This is a genomic window from Enterococcus sp. DIV1283b, from assembly GCF_051710965.1.
GTDB lineage: Bacteria > Bacillota > Bacilli > Lactobacillales > Enterococcaceae > Enterococcus_B > Enterococcus_B lactis.
The window spans coordinates 321,269-336,588 of record NZ_JBIOLR010000001.1 but is presented as its reverse complement, the minus strand read 5'-3'; the positions used below and the strand labels follow the sequence as shown (position 1 = coordinate 336,588).

The 15,320-nt window shown below is 37.5% G+C and carries 10 protein-coding genes and 1 pseudogene; 3 read left to right on the top strand and 8 right to left on the bottom strand.

Annotated elements, in window-relative coordinates; translation table 11 throughout:
* The first annotated feature begins 117 nt into the window (after positions 1-117).
* Positions 118-975, top strand: coding sequence for a LysR family transcriptional regulator (locus IGJ53_RS01620; protein ID WP_259742027.1), 858 nt, complete (start codon positions 118-120; stop codon positions 973-975).
* Positions 976-1,160: 185 nt separating this feature from the next.
* On the opposite strand, the gene IGJ53_RS01615 is transcribed toward IGJ53_RS01620, so the two are convergent.
* A complete protein-coding gene (locus tag IGJ53_RS01615; RefSeq protein ID WP_259742028.1) occupies positions 1,161-1,523 on the bottom strand; it encodes an MmcQ/YjbR family DNA-binding protein in 363 nt (120 codons plus the stop codon).
* Positions 1,524-1,666: 143 nt separating this feature from the next.
* On the opposite strand from IGJ53_RS01615, the gene IGJ53_RS01610 reads away from it, so the two are divergent.
* Complete coding sequence (locus IGJ53_RS01610; RefSeq protein ID WP_259742029.1) at positions 1,667-3,106, top strand: helix-turn-helix domain-containing protein; 1,440 nt, start codon at positions 1,667-1,669, stop codon at positions 3,104-3,106.
* A 6-nt stretch (positions 3,107-3,112) separates the two neighbouring features.
* On the opposite strand, the gene IGJ53_RS01605 is transcribed toward IGJ53_RS01610, so the two are convergent.
* Complete coding sequence (locus IGJ53_RS01605) at positions 3,113-5,665, bottom strand: HAD-IC family P-type ATPase (protein ID WP_259742030.1); 2,553 nt, start codon at positions 5,663-5,665, stop codon at positions 3,113-3,115.
* Between the two features lie 705 nt (positions 5,666-6,370).
* Between IGJ53_RS01605 and IGJ53_RS01600 the strand changes: the two genes are divergently transcribed.
* A complete protein-coding gene (locus IGJ53_RS01600) occupies positions 6,371-7,798 on the top strand; it encodes a helix-turn-helix domain-containing protein (protein WP_259742031.1) in 1,428 nt (475 codons plus the stop codon).
* A 160-nt stretch (positions 7,799-7,958) separates the two neighbouring features.
* On the opposite strand, the gene IGJ53_RS01595 is transcribed toward IGJ53_RS01600, so the two are convergent.
* The 6 genes and pseudogenes from IGJ53_RS01595 to cas9 all read right to left on the bottom strand — a co-directional run bounded on the left by IGJ53_RS01595 (position 7,959) and on the right by cas9 (position 14,997).
* A complete protein-coding gene (locus tag IGJ53_RS01595) occupies positions 7,959-8,324 on the bottom strand; it encodes a DUF1622 domain-containing protein (RefSeq protein WP_002292507.1) in 366 nt (121 codons plus the stop codon).
* Positions 8,321-8,686 carry a DUF1622 domain-containing protein gene (locus tag IGJ53_RS01590; protein WP_259742032.1) on the bottom strand — a complete coding sequence of 122 codons (366 nt, stop codon included), beginning with the start codon at positions 8,684-8,686 and terminating at the stop codon, positions 8,321-8,323. Before IGJ53_RS01590 ends, IGJ53_RS01595 begins: the two co-directional genes overlap by 4 nt.
* 429 nt (positions 8,687-9,115) lie before the next feature.
* Complete coding sequence (gene csn2, locus IGJ53_RS01585) at positions 9,116-9,778, bottom strand: type II-A CRISPR-associated protein Csn2 (RefSeq protein ID WP_025476983.1); 663 nt, start codon at positions 9,776-9,778, stop codon at positions 9,116-9,118.
* On the bottom strand, positions 9,768-10,112 hold the full coding sequence (cas2, locus tag IGJ53_RS01580; protein WP_002310648.1) for a CRISPR-associated endonuclease Cas2: 345 nt from the start codon (positions 10,110-10,112) through the stop codon (positions 9,768-9,770). The genes csn2 and cas2 overlap by 11 nt, the downstream gene beginning before the upstream one ends.
* Entirely contained in the window at positions 10,109-10,975 is an 867-nt protein-coding gene (gene cas1, locus IGJ53_RS01575; RefSeq protein ID WP_259742033.1) for a type II CRISPR-associated endonuclease Cas1, read from the bottom strand. Before cas1 ends, cas2 begins: the two co-directional genes overlap by 4 nt.
* Positions 10,976-14,997, bottom strand: a pseudogene (gene cas9 / locus IGJ53_RS01570) (type II CRISPR RNA-guided endonuclease Cas9). It abuts the gene before it with no gap.
* Positions 14,998-15,320 lie beyond the last annotated feature (323 nt).

Sequence of the window (15,320 nt, the reverse complement as noted above, 5' to 3'; positions counted from 1 at the left end):
GCCTCGCCTCCTTAGCACTTACTTTTTCCACTGCTATCTTAGTCAATTTCTGCTATAATAAAAAATGCCAAAAAAAGAAAAAACCATAACAAAAAGGTATGGATGGGATGGATAATTATGAAATTGCTTCATCTACAGTATTTTAAAAAAGTGTTCGAAACAAAAAATGTTACCCAAGCAGCCAAAGAATTATTTATTTCTCAACCTGCCTTGAGCCGTGCGATCAAACATTTGGAAAACGAATTAGGTGTCCCTTTGTTTTACCATAGCGGCAGAAACATTGAGACAACTGTTTATGCAGAAGAATTCTATCCATATGCAGTCAAGACATTAGACACATTAGAAGAAGGAATCAAATTATTGTCTTCGGTCAATGAGAAGATTGTTACTTCCGTCATTTTGTATTTAGAAGTAGCCTCTGTTTCTATTCCGAACTTAGTCCGAATTTTTATGGAAAAGCATCCTGATATCCAATTAACGATCATGCAACATCATTTACCAGATGATATTACCGACCCTGTACTGTACATCACTTCGGAGATGAAGCCTGGCATGACCAATATTCCTATCATGAAAGAACCTGTTTATGTAGCCATTCCTAAGAAACATCCTCTTGCGAAAAAAGAATATCTGCAATTAGAAGATATCCAACGCACCCCCATCTTGATGCTGTCAAAGAGCAATGCCTTCCGTCATACACTGGATGCAGCACTTGAAGCGAAAAGTATCGAATTGACGATCAGTTCGACGACAGATGATCCTGCGACATTACGTTCTATTGTCAAGCAAGGATTAGCTGTTAGCTTTTTCCCAAAAGTTTCTTGGTCTTACGATAAAAATGATCCTTTCGTCTTGCGGGAAATCAAAGATTTGCCCTTGACACGAACAATTTATTTATCTTCTAGCTTCACAGAAGATCATCCTTTGATCAAAATGATTGCAAAAACGATGCGGGAATTTTATTTAGGAAAATAAAAAAAAGAGCTGGGACAAAATTCTTGTCGCAGCTCTTTTTTCGAATAAACGGTGTTCAAGAAGTAACTTCTTCAGAAATAAGCCCAAATTTCCCAAAAATTTGAGAAGCAATTTTCGTAAATTCCTTCTTATTTCTTGAAGCTAAACATTTCTGTTACAACCTCTTCTCTATTTTTCCTAGACATTCATTGCGTTGATTTGAAACTTCCATCAATCAAATCTGCTAGTTCATCTAGCTTTTCTATTTTACGTAGATCAATAGAGATCCAATGTTCTTTATTCATGTGATAGGCTGGAAAATACCCCTCTTTTCCTCGCAAAATTCCGCCAAGTTCAGGATCTACCTTCAAATCAAGGATGTCGATGATTCTATGGTCACTTGCATCATCATAGATTTTTTCTTCTGGAACAGACATCAGTACCCCAAACCATTTTTTGCTTTTTTGATGTCTGAATACGCAATAATCAGGGAATTTTTTAAAAATATATTCTGGAGACACATTGTATGTTTCATCGATGTAATCGATTAGTTCTTTTTTCGTTAGCATCTGCTTCCATCTCTTTCTTATTGATTCTCTTTATTCAAAGATACCACGTAAGAATAGGAAAATGAATACTGGTTGAAAAATCAGATGAAACTTGACCACCGTTTATTTTCTCCGTATTCTTAGAATAGAAGGGAGTCTGATTTATGTATTCACTAATGAAAAAAATCATTACCGAAAAAGATATTCGACGTCATGTTTCTTTAGTCGAACAATTGCTGAATCATACAAAGATAACCGTAAATGAATTAGCTGAAATCATAGGGACAACCGAACGAACGATTTTTTCTGACCTTCAATCTATTCGCTCTCAGCTGCCCGAAGGCTGGGACATCCTCAGCGATCAAGCAGGGATCAGTTTGCAAAACCAGCAAAATTTATTAACAAATGACCTTTGGGAGATTTTTTTCAAACAATCAGTCAGTGTCGAACTGCTGAAAAATCTGCTTTTTACAAAAAAAGTTGCTGTCCCTGATTTTCTAGCCGACCATGGGCTTTCTTATGGAACATTGAAAAGACATGTGACTAAAATCAATCAGCGTTTAGCAAGTTACGACTTGCAGATCGATTTGACGAAATATACAGCTTGTATTCTTGGAAAAGAGCGTGCGATTCGTACTTTCTATCATCGATTGCTGATTCCTTTCACTCATAACAACTATTTTTTCGAGGATTATTCGATCCATGAATCCCATTATTTTCAATTTTTAAGAAACCTCAGTCAAACTGAACTAGCTGTTGAAACAGAAGAGATTTTCGGAACATGTTGGTTCTTTATCAATACGATCCGTATAAAAGCGAATTGCCGATTAGATTCTTCTATCTATATCAACAGCACACTCTCCTCCCTGTATGACTCTGCATTGAAAAAATTGTATTTAACGGAAGGTATTTATCTTAAAGACACTGAGCTTTCTTTTGCTTCTTTCTGCTTTCTGGAAAGTTGGAATTACAACAATAACTATGGACAAGAAACCGCTCGCTGCCTGCATCATTCTCCGTTTTTAGAGGTCCTCCAAACGTTTGTAGAGGAACTAGCTTCAGAGTTGTCTCTTGATCAACTAAAAAAAACATCTCTGACTGATAACTTGGCTCTCCTCGTATTAAAATATCATGAATCGCCGATATTGATTGAAGCATTGGACCGTCAATACCATCGTTTTTTAGAAACATATGATCAGCAATATGCACACTTGTATCAGCAGAAAGAGAATTTACTGAACGATCTAAAAAAAGAAATGGAAATCAATGAACCGAATTTCTTCCTTCAACTCTTATCTTTACTGATCCAACAAACGATTTTTTCTATCAAACCGAATTTGTTCAATGTCTATTTTATTTTCCAAGGAGAACCTTCCTGGAAGGCGTTCTTGCAGCAGGAATTAAAAGATTACTTAGGAAAACGTGTCTGCTTCTTACCTATCGAACTAACCGATCTTTCCACTATTTCTTTTGAAAAAACAGATATCTTGATTTCCAATTTCCCGCTGGATTCTCTAGATATCCCTATTGTATACATTTCTTCTATTCCAACGAAAAATGAGCTCAATCGTTTGACTGAACTCACTTTCAAAACTTTTTTATAGTAACGGCTAGCGACTGAATTCTCTAGCTGTTTTTTCTTTTTTGCGAAACAGTTTATTCATGATCCCTTTTTCTATTTCTACAACTAAGAATAGAAGAATCACATTTGCCCCAATCAATAACTGTTGTGTCATCGTTAAACTTACTGTACCGATCAGCTGCTGGCCGATTGGCAGAAAAATAACCATCCCCTGCAATAAAGCAAGGATACCCAATGAAAGAAAAAGCGATTTGTTTTGCAAAAGACCTTGGTTCAATGACGGCTTGGACAACTCTCTGCAATTGATCATGTAAACAGCTTGAGCTAAGACGATATTTTGCAGAAGAATGGTTTGCTGTAAGCTTTGCCCTTCAAATTGCATAGCCAATAAATAGGCAGGAACCATGATCAGTAGTGCGACATAGATGATCCGAAACAAATGATAACCTGATAGGATTCCTTGCTTTGGGTCTCTTGGTGGACGCTTCATGATTTCTGGATCTGGCGACTCGAACCCTAATGCATAAGATAAAGTGATTGTCGTTACCATATTGACCCATAAAATCTGTACTGGGGACAAAGGTAGCGGCCGATTCAGTATCAGCGCCCAAATCAAGATCAATCCTTGAGCTAACGCAGTTGGTAAGAAGAAATTGATGGTCTTTTGCAAGTTATCCAAAATGCGCCGACCTTCTTTTACGGCCTTTGCGATCGTATGGAAATTATCATCTCCTAAAACCATATCAGCTGCCTGTTTGCTTACTTCACTACCTTTGATTCCCATCGCGATTCCTATATCGGCTCTTTTCAAAGCAGGTGCATCATTTACGCCGTCTCCGGTCATTCCGACGATTTCTCCATTTTTCTGCAAAGCTTTCACGATTCGCAGTTTGTGTTCTGGTGTCGTTCGAGCAAAGACATCGACTTTTGGTACTTGTCGTATCAACTCTCCTTCAGACATAAGATCCAAATCGATCCCTTCTAAAACTTTAGCAGTATGTTTTAAGCCAATTTGTTCCGCAATCGCTTTTGCTGTATCTTTGTGATCCCCCGTAATCATTTTCACTGAGATTCCTGCTTGTTGGCATTCCTTTACAGCTTTGACTGCACTTTCTTTTGGCGGATCGATCAACCCGGCAATCCCTGCAAAAGTTAATTGGGTTAAAGACTCATGCGTGAGTTCCTGTTTCGAATCTACTTTTTTGTAAGCAAATCCTAAAACACGCTGACCTTTTTTCGCAAACGCTGTGGCTGTTTGACCCCATGCTTCTTGTTCTGAAGAAGAAAGAGTTGATTTAGCCAATAATACTTCTGGCGCACCTTTGACGTAAATCACCGCTCCTTTTTCCTCCGTATGCATCGTTGCCATATATTTGTATTCAGAGCTGAACGGAATCTTTGCTTCTATTTTTTTCAAAGGCAGATTGGCTGTTTCGGTGTGTCGAATCAGTGCAAGTTCTGTCGGATTGCCACTTAAATTTTCTGTTTTCTGTTCTTCTTTCGTCTTTAATTCCTGACAATTTTTCATAATAGACAGTACGCGAGTTTCTTCTTTTGTTGCTACATCCACAACTGTCATTTCATTTTTTGTCAATGTCCCTGTCTTATCTGAACAGATCACTGTCATAGAACCTAATGTTTCTACAGAAGGCAGTCCTTTGATGATCGCCTTTTCTTTTGCCATTTCATGTACTCCGACAGATAGGATCATGGTCAACACAGCTGGCAATCCTTCGGGTACCATTGACACCACCAAAGCGATCATAGCTGAAAGAAGGATATGCCAATCCATGCCATAGCGGAATGTTGTAAAAACAACTAAGAACAAGATCAAACAAAGTATGCCTTGAAAAATTTGTTTGTTCAATCGGTTGATCTTCTTGATCAGAGGCGTCGTTTGTTGTTCGACCGATTGCAGTGCTTGATTGATTTTACCGATTTCTGTCGTGTTTCCTGTTTCTACAACGACACCGACTGCAGAACCAGATTGTACAAGCGTTCCTGAAAAAGCCATATTTTTTTGGTCACCGATTGATTCTTCTGCTGCCAAAACGGAATGATTTTTTTCAGATGCTTCTGATTCTCCCGTCAAAATCGATTCTTCTACTAGTAGATCATGTACTTCGATCAACCGAACATCTGCTGGAACGACGTCTCCGGCACGTAAGACAATGGCATCTCCTTTTACTAGTTCTTTCGCAGGGATTTTTTCTTGCATCCCGTTCGATAGTACTATCGCTTCTTGTCCCATCAGCTGCTTCAAACCATTCAACGATTCTTCTGCTTTTCTTTCTTGCCAATAACTAACGAATCCGTTGACGATCACTACGAATAAAATAATACTTCCTTCGATGTATTCGCTCGAAGCAAATTTCAAAAAAGAGGCAATGATCAACACGATCATCAGCAGATCAGTAAAGTGTTTTGCTATTTTTTTCCATCGTTTTGTCTGCTGTCTTGCTTCTATCTCATTATATCCTTGATCAGTCAGGCGTTTCTGCCGTTCTTCTTGCGACAAGCCTTCTGTTGATGTTTGATAGTTTTTTAATGTATCTTCTACCGTCAATTTGTACCAGTTCATCCTATCCCCTCCTACTTAATTGATACTTTTATTATACGTAGGGAGATTTTTCAGGCGTATCGATTATTTCAGAGAAGTCTGAAATAATTCGTTTTGCCAAGCAAAAAACATAAATATTAGATTGGCGCTTGTTGCCTCTTATAGGATAACGGCACTTATCTCGTGGGAAAAATAGATGGAAAACAGGGGGAATACAGCTAATTTTCCAGAATAACCAGTTGTCTATTTTCCATTATGTTTCTTCCCTCCATATTTCGTTGGTCAATGTCTCGCAGATACATGTGCTTATCTGTAACACCTCTTCACTATAGCGCCAAAAATGAGAAAATTTTTTTTATAACATCAGATTCACGTAGAATATTTCAAACAAAAATAAATAAAGTCGGATTTTTCTGATAATTTCACGTAGAAAAACGAACAATTTTTTAATAAATCAGACTTCTAAAATGGATAGTCTAAAAAAAACGAACAAATAACTTAAATGACCATCATTCATTCATCAACTGTATTTGCATTCCTTTCCCTTGTTAGAAATTCACAATCTATTTTCTACTGAAAATATTTATTTTTCAATTTTTATAACATAAAAATCTTTTATTAACGGAATTTATAGGCTTTTTCAGAAATTAACTGATGATTTCAAAAAGAAAACATGTCATAATATTTTCCATATTGTGCAAAAAATTACAAAATGGAGGCTTTACTATGATTGAAGAATATATTGAGAAGAATATTTTGAGACAGCTGTTTTTATGTGGGCAATTCTATGTAAATAAAGAAGTCAATCTAGAAAAGCTCTCCAATCTTCTACATGTTTGCAAAACCACTTTACTCAATGATATCAATAACATAAAAAAAGAATTTGAAGAACAAATTGTTTATACGCATCGGGAAAAGGATTGTTACACTTTATATTTTTCAGAACATATACCTCGATGTAAGATCATGCAGCAATTAACTCAAAATTCGTTGTTTTTAAAGACTTGCCTGCTTTATTTGGAAGAAGATGAACCTGATTATCTCCAATTAACTGAGTGTGAATTCATCTCTGTCAGCAAAGCTTACTCCTTAAAAAAACAAGTATTGGCTTATTTTCATGATTGTGGGATCGAAATCGACCGCTACTCCCCTCGATTCACTGAAATGGAAAGACGTCTGTTGCTTCTTAATGTGGCTTATCGCTTAGGCAGCTTTAAGTCCTGGGAGCTACCTGAATCGTTTTTTAAACGTGCGGATCGTTTCATTGAATCTGTAACGGAGAATAGCGGTAGATTTTATGATAAAGAAAATAAAGAAATCTTATCGATTGGTTTTGCTATTAGTTTTTTGCGCCAGCAATTGTGTACTGTGACAATAGATCCAACATTTATCGAAGAAATCAAAAAACGTCCTATTTACAATTATGTCGAGTCAGCATGGGAAACCACTGATTTCCAAACCTATTATAAAAAAGAAGAATTTGTCTTTATTTTGACACTGTTCAATCTTTGTAATTATGGTTTCCATTCTTATCAGTTGATTGCGGAAGATTTTCAACAGCTACACCAAGTGTTTATTGACAATACTCCCGAAATAAAAGAACTAGTTGCTACCTTTGAAACTCATTTCCATCAAGAATTATTCGGGAATCAGCCATTTGAACGTGCGCTGATTCATCTGATGCGTTCGGCTTGGGATAACTATCAATTATTCATGCCGGAAAAATTTTATCTTCTAAATGAGGAACAGGCAAATTTGTATAAAGAAGTCCAAACTCTTGTTTCCAGTTGGGCCAAACGGCTCCCTTATGATCTACGGTTTAATCCTAATTGCATGCGAGCTTTTGTCATCGAATTGAGTGGAATTCTCCGTCTGACAAAAGAGCGTCTGACTATCTATATCGTCACAAATTCGGATGTTCATTATCTGATTTATCGGGAAGCCTTGGAAGCTGTAACTACTTTCGATTTTCAAGTTGCACCAACAATCTATGCAAGTATATCTGATATAAAGAAGTATGCACAGCAACCCTCGAACCGAGTGTTATGTGAACGTACACTATATACACCGGATGCAGTCCAATATGAGAATATTATTCCTATTTCAATCAATACGATCGAACGAGCAATCGTTTCAGCTGTGCAAAATAAATAAGAGGCTGTGACAAACATCATGTCACAGCCTCTTATTCTGAGTAAACAATATTCCAGAAGCAACTTCTTCGGAAATAAGCCGAAATTTCCGTAAATTTCTTCTTATTCCTTGAATCTGCCCACTTCTTAACAACCTCTCGATAAACGGTGGGCTCACAACCTCACTTATTTGGGACGTCTACTGGTCCGATTTCTTTATTTAAAAAATAAGAAATGATCGTTCGGATAACTACCAATGCAGCTAGCTGGAAAATATCCTGCAAAGTAGGTTTGATAATCGATTCGATGATCCCAGCCGAAACAAGAATTTCTAAACTTAGGAGTATATAACCTCCCAACATCTTTTTAATAGCATTGTTCTCACTGACTCGGTCGTTTTTCGCTTCTGTATGGACAAATAAGTATTTCAAGAAATCCTTAATCGACAGACAAACTCCCCAAATCAATAAACAGATAGCAAAAATATCAAGTCCCAGTACAAGTTTTTCAAAATATGGAAGAAGAAACTGCATCAACTCTGTCGTCATCCTACCTCTCCTCTTCTTTGTTTCTCTTTGTCTTCTATTTCCTGATTCAAGAAATAAGAAATGACTGTTCGAATGATAATAATAAGTGCAAGCTTCAAAATATCTGTCCAAGTCGGCTTGATAACTGACTCGATGATATCAGCAACGACTAGCACTTCCAAGCTTAACAAGATATAACTTGCTAACAGTTTTCTTGTATCTGCATTACGAGTATTACGTTCTGCATAGTTTTTCTTGACATGAGACCAATCAAAGAGTTTGAATAGAACAAGAACGATCCCAGCAACTAAGATACCGATAGAACAAATATTTAAAATAGCAATGATCCATTCTAGATAACCGATCAATTGTGTGTTAAACATTGCGTCGCCACCTATCTTTTTTCCATTTAAGAGCCGATACTTTTATATCAGCTACTGACTATACAGCAAAGTATCTGTTATCTATTGTAAAAGAAAACAGATATTTCCGTCCACTCATATGAAAAACAGCCTTGACACTAATCCTCTTTCGATAAGTGCAAGGCTGTTTTGGCTAGAGTAGTATTCAAAACAGCATAGCTCTAAAACGTGGGGCATGTGTGGGGTGGTGTGTGATGGGTTTTGGAAGCATTCAAATCAGCATAGCTCTAAAACAGTAAAGAACCATTCTCCGCTAGGATCTTTGTTTTGGAAGCATTCAAATCAGCATAGCTCTAAAACCTCGCAGAAAAAATTTTTCCGTCAATGTTTCATAATCACGCTACTCGTTCATAGCAAAACTTCAGCTTTGAACGCTTCTCTTTTTTACCATTATACCATGTTTTCCAAGTTCAAGAAATAGTCTTTATCCAAGACAAATTGTTTTATCCCTTTGATCGAACGCGGCTCTACAAATAGCACTTCCATATGATATAACGAAATATAATCTTGCACTTCGCTGATTTCTTCTTCCGTGAGATAGGAACACACATTGATCAAAACCAATAATTTTTTCTTAGACAAGTATTTATAAACCTGAAGCAACTCAAGTAATTTCTCAAAAATAGTATCACTTCTTGTCTCGATCTTGATACCCAATGCTTTGAATAATTCCAAGACCGTGATCTCGTCTCCTTCTAAATCGAGTTCGTGATCCAACAACTCGTACCCGATCAGCTCACTGATCGTCGCTGTCAGTTTATCAATCATTGATTTCACTTCTACTTTTTCATTGAGCTGGCGCTCCAAATCTGCGTAGATCAATTTTAAAGTCGATGCCGAATTGATGTCAAAACCTAAAACATCTGTGATAATCAGTAAATCTGACTCTTTTAATTCTTTGTATTTATCGTTGAACAGCTTTAGTTCATGGGATTCACTGTACTGATAGAACCATTTCACGACTTTTGCAAACACAGTGACATCTTCTACGATTAAAAATGTAGCTTTTTCCAGTGGCAGAGGCTGTTCCAATAATGGAAAATTAAGATTCAGCATCTTCGTCCTCCCCTAGATAAATGACTCGCTTATCCGAATTAGCCACACTTGTATCTCTTTCCCCACTCAAATAAACCATACGCGCGAATTGTTTTTCCGTTACCGTGAGTAGTGTGACAAATCCTTTTTTAGGGTTATTGCTTTTTAATCGTTTCAGCATCGCTTGGCTAGCTGTAGGATTCAGCAATAATTTACTGTACACGGAAAACTGATGCATGATGAATCCTTCGCTCAATAAAAATTTCCTGAATTTCCTGTATGCTTTTCGTTCATCGGCTGTTTCAGTAGGCATATCAAACATTAAGATCATTCTCATATAACGATAACTCATATCCGAAATTGAGGGACTCCTTCCGTTTCGTTATTCAATACTTTGATTACTTTACTCGTATAATCCGATACGATGTTGGTAAGAAACATTTCTTTTTTTCCATAACTGTATTTATTGGTAAATAAATCAAACAAACGCCGCTTGATCACAGGAAAGTCGCAGTTGCGGTAGCGATAAACAATCTCGTCTATGACCGGTCGGAATGGTTCCATGAAATCACTAGCCAAATTAAAATCATTGAATTGATTCGCATGCTTCAATCCAAATTGTGTCATGCAACCATTTTTGACGATCTCTCGGGCAAACATGCTCAATAACAGTGTATATCCGTAATCTAATCCTGCATTGATCTCATTGTTTTCTTCACGAGTAAACTTCGTGCCGAACAATGTTTGAAAATAGATTCTTGCAGCATGGCCTTCGCGATTCGTTGGGTCAAATTCAAGTAAACCTTCGTGCAATTCTTGTATTGATTCTGCTTTTTCAGTAAATGATTGCTTTTGCAAGAAATTACTTTGGTTCTGGATTTTCTGGGAAATAATTGCTGTCCATACCTGCCCCTTTTTTTCAGGAGACCACGCCAATTGTCGCGTTAACTGCAAACTGCTGTCATGTCGACTGTAGAACGGCAACAGCTTAGCAACAGGAAGTCGTTTGTCATCACAAAACAACACGAGTATTTTCTCATCGACTAATCGTTTCAAGAGCATCGTTGTGATAGTGATATCTGTGGTTTCCAATAACAGCACATCAATTTCTGACAGATGGAGACGTTCGGTTTTTTCAGCATTTTTGAAAATCAAATGATTATTTACGTATGCTAATTTGGAATGTGTGTTGACCACTACTGTGCGCCATCCCATTTATTTCCCCATCCTGATACGAGTTTCATATAATCCGGTGATTGATTGATGAATAATCGTTGACTGCCAGATCTCAGTCAAGCTAGTGTACCTTTTTCGCGGGATCGTCACATCAAAAAATTTGAAATCAGCCGATGCGCCCATCGCATTGAACTGCATGAGATTGACAAAAGAACTTGCTAGTTTAGCTAGATCATCCGTTTGGTTTTCTTTGTAAATTTTTTCCAGTTTCTCACTATTTTTCTCTGCCAAGGTATATTTCCCTGCAAATTCGAGGACACGGGCAAACACTTCTGAAAACTCCTTGTGGTGTTCATTCACATAATCAAAACTTTCTTTATGAGAAATCTCATCGTACTGTTTTGCATGATAAAGAAGTGTGACTAGATGCTCCGGCAAGAGAAATGAATTGGCTTTTTGTGCTTCCTTATTGCTTGCGACCATTCGTTTACGCCCGTTTTCTAGTTCAAATAGCGTGTACTTAGGCAATTTCATCTCAATTTCTGCCTGTTCGTACCCTTTGTTTTTCAAAAATAAAACGGGGGACTGTTCAAATGCTTCTCTCTCCATGATTGTGATGCCTTCTACCGCATTTGTCCGTTTGCGCGCTTTTCCTTTTTCATAAGTGAAAGCGACTGTGTAAGCAACGTTTGGGCTACCTAACCCGCCGTATTTAGCTGGATACCAGTTGTTTTTCCGAGGTAACAGCTTAGAAGAATCTTTTTTAGGCTCAACTGTTTCCTTTGAGAAGCCTCCTTTTTGAATTTCTGTTTTTTTCACGATATTCATATGGTGGCTATTGATGACTTTTTTTACCTGTGCGATACTTTTTGATTTGTCCCAGAAAATCTCACCATTTTCATCGAAAACCGGTTTGTCACTTTCGAAAAATTTCATGATGTTCGAATAAAATTCTTTTTTTACCGTCGCTTTGTTTGCTTTATGCGCATTGAACTTCAGATATTCGCCATAAACGAATTCCGGTGCTAGTTGCGGATATTTCTTCAAAAGAGCAAGAGCGACCACACCGTTCAGATATGCATCATGTGCGTGATGATATTCATTGATCTCACGTACTTTATAGATCCCGAAACGGTTTCTGAATTGAATGACTAGTGCAGATTTGAGCATGATGATCCGAACTTTACGTATCGGTTCAGTTGTGTCTTCTGCTTTATTGAACCGATGATGTAAAATACCGGCTACGTGCTTGGTAATCTGACGCGTTTCCACCAACTGCCGTTTGATGAATCCTGCCTTGTCTTCTTCCGTCAATTTGATTTTTGTCAGATTATCAAGTTTTCTTTTACTGATCAGCTTAGACGAATAAAGGTCGTACCAGAAACTGCTCATTTTTTCACGACTTTCTCACTTGGTACATCGTCTTTTTTCAGACGATTTTCTTTTGAGGAAACTAAAACTTTGTTATCGATCGAGTTATCGGTCGTAAAGCTTCTTGGGATAATATGGTCGATATCGTAATCTGATAATCGATGGATATCTAAAGGCGCACCTGTATACATATCTCGACCATTCTGCAAATAATAGAGATATAATCGGTCTTTTTGCAGGGAGCTGTTATCGGTCGGATACTCTTTCAGCAATTGACTGCCGAACTCTTTAAGTGATTCTTCCAAAGCTTTCAACCGCGACCGTGAATTTTTGAGTCCTCTGCCCGTCGTTTGATTTTCTCTGGCCATCTCGACCACGATGTTTGCCGGTTCATAGCCCATGATGCCAACGATTTCATCTACAATCTTCAAACTTTGGAGGATACCTTTTTTGATAGCCGGACTGCCTGTTAATTCTTTGACGATTTCTTCCAGATTTTCTGTGTCTGTGATCATTTGTGCTTTTTTAATTTCTTTTTTGAACGATAAACTATCATCATTGATCAGCTGCATGAAGTTACGATTTCGATGATGAGGAAAATCGTCATCATTGATCAAATAGTCTAAGATTGTTTTGTTCGATTGTTTGTCTCGGATTCCTTGGATCAGTTCTTTCGATAATCTACCCCAACCAGTGTAATGTTTTTTTGTAAGTTTCTTGATTATGTGTTTTCCTAAAATCGCTTCATGATGACTCAACCTTGTTTTAATCATTTCCCGATCCTCAAAAACAGTCAGCGTTTTGATGATTTCTTCAAACATTGATGCCAATTCAGGATCTTCCAGCCATTGTTTCATTTCTCTTTTATTTTCACTCATGGTCAAAAAATCGTGGTACGTTGTATAGGAAGCGTTGAATGCTTTTTCGATGCCGGACAGTTCCGCGTGTTTGATATCGTATTTCAAATACAAAAATTCTTGTAAATCTTTTTTGGTTACCTTTCGATTCTTTTCGAACAATTCATGAAAGATTTCTTTCTTCTCTATGCTGGAAAAATAGTTCATCTGACCACGTTCGTCTTGATATCTTACTTTAGTCAACTCATTATAGATCGAAAATTTCTGATACAACAGGCTGTTTTTTGGCAATACCTTGTTGTGTGGCATGTACATATCTGTGTTGATCATTCGTTCGATAAACCGGACAGCAGAGCCCTCCATATCCACTATTTCAGGTAAGTTCCAAGGTTTGATCTTTTCCTCTGATTTTCTGATAAGCCACGCAAATGGACTATTTTCCTGTTTTTTTGCTAACGGACCAACATAATACGGTATCTTGAAGGTCAATAAACTTTCCAGCTTTTCTTGTTCTTCTTTTAAAAAAGGATAATGCTTTTTCTGGTTTGCAATAATTGCTCTCAGCTCGGTCAAATGGATCTGATGCGGGATCACACCGTTATCAAATGTACGTTGTTTTCTCAAAAAATTCTCTTGTTCGATCTTTGTCAGGAACACCTCGCTGCCTCGGATACCTGTCAGTTCTTTTTTGACAAATTTATAGAAATCTTCTTGTGTCGCATGCCCTTCGATATACCCTGCATATCCGTTGACTGAATTATCCCCAAAAAAGGCGCGATATTTCTTCGGCAGATTCTCTTTCACAAATCGTTTCAGAAGGACCAAGTCTTCTTTATGTGCGTCATAGCGACTGATCATCCCTGCTGAAAGCTTCGCTCGCGTATTTTTCGTACTGTCAGAAAGAATCTCAGATAACAAGACAGCGTCATAAACATTTTTCGCTTGGACAAAAAGATCGATGTAATCATCTCCGATTTTTTCTAACAATTCTTCAAGGTCTTCTTCATATGTTTCTTTTGAAAATTGCAGTTTCGCTTCTTCTTCTAATCCAAATACATTTTTGAAATTCCCCTGATTCCCTACCATTAATTTTATAAATTGACTGAGATAGCCATTGGATTTTTCATGAGGAAAATATTTCAGGAGCGTTTCTGTTTTTTTTGTTTTCGACATCTTTTCTGTAAAAACGAAAGAACAATCGACCGTTTCGTCTAATTTTTCTGTTTGTTTGTCGCCTGCTTCGCTGAATTGCTGGTTATATGTGCTCAGAAATTGTCGAAAAGTCTCTGTCACTGAGGAATTCTCCGTATTCAATTCACCCTCAATCAAAAAATGTCCCCGATATTTCAAGAGATGAGCCATTGCTAAATAAACGAGACGGATGTCCGCCTTCTCTGAAGAGTCAGCTAGCGCTTGTCTCAAATGATAGATCGTCGGGTAAGTCTGATGGTAGCTTTTTTCTTGCTTGATCGTAGCAAAGACCGGATGTCTCGACTGTTTCTTTTCATCTGGGACTAAAAAACTTTCATTCAGTCGAGCAAAAAAGTGTTCATCTATTTTTGAGATCTCTGGTGCGAATATTTTTTGCAGTTCAAGGATTCGTTGTCTGCGTCTCGCTAACCTCCTGCGCGCAGTCCGCTTGCTTCTTCTTGCTTCGGCAGTCTGGCCTTCGTCAAAAAGTCGAACACCCCAAAAGTTTTTCTTCGTGCTACTCTTTTCTGTATTTCCTGCTACTTTCATCTTTTTGGAAACCAATCGATAGTCATCTGTCAATACGGACCATCCGACGGAATTAGTCCCGATATCTAATCCGATCGTATACTCTTTCTTCATGCGCTAAATCATCCTTTCATCCAACAGCTCATCATAATTGAAAAAACGAAAACACCTATTGTAAAAGCTGTGATTTTTGCTATAATAAATATATTGGTAGCATTCAAATCAATATAGCAAGTTAAAATAAGGCTTTGTCCGTCATCAGCTTTTTTTAAAGCAGCGCTGTTCTCGGCGCTTTTTTTTGTGCTTTGCTTTTCAAAATCATTCCTTCATCTTCCTGCCAGACAGGAAGCCATTTTCACTAAAATTATATCATATAATTTTTTTAATATGATTCACTTTTTTCTGTTATTCAGACTTTTTGTACGTTGTTTTATCAT

Bases quoted from the DNA above. Each gene is read 5' to 3' on its own strand.
- IGJ53_RS01620 (WP_259742027.1), top strand. From the start codon at position 118: ATGAAATTGCTTCATCTACAGTATTTTAAAAAAGTGTTCGAAACAAAA.
- IGJ53_RS01615 (WP_259742028.1), bottom strand. From the start codon at position 1,523: ATGCTAACGAAAAAAGAACTAATCGATTACATCGATGAAACATACAAT.
- IGJ53_RS01610 (WP_259742029.1), top strand. From the start codon at position 1,667: ATGTATTCACTAATGAAAAAAATCATTACCGAAAAAGATATTCGACGT.
- IGJ53_RS01605 (WP_259742030.1), bottom strand. From the start codon at position 5,665: ATGAACTGGTACAAATTGACGGTAGAAGATACATTAAAAAACTATCAA.
- IGJ53_RS01600 (WP_259742031.1), top strand. From the start codon at position 6,371: ATGATTGAAGAATATATTGAGAAGAATATTTTGAGACAGCTGTTTTTA.
- IGJ53_RS01595 (WP_002292507.1), bottom strand. From the start codon at position 8,324: ATGACGACAGAGTTGATGCAGTTTCTTCTTCCATATTTTGAAAAACTT.
- IGJ53_RS01590 (WP_259742032.1), bottom strand. From the start codon at position 8,686: ATGTTTAACACACAATTGATCGGTTATCTAGAATGGATCATTGCTATT.
- cas2 (WP_002310648.1), bottom strand. From the start codon at position 10,112: ATGAGTTATCGTTATATGAGAATGATCTTAATGTTTGATATGCCTACT.
- cas1 (WP_259742033.1), bottom strand. From the start codon at position 10,975: ATGGGATGGCGCACAGTAGTGGTCAACACACATTCCAAATTAGCATAC.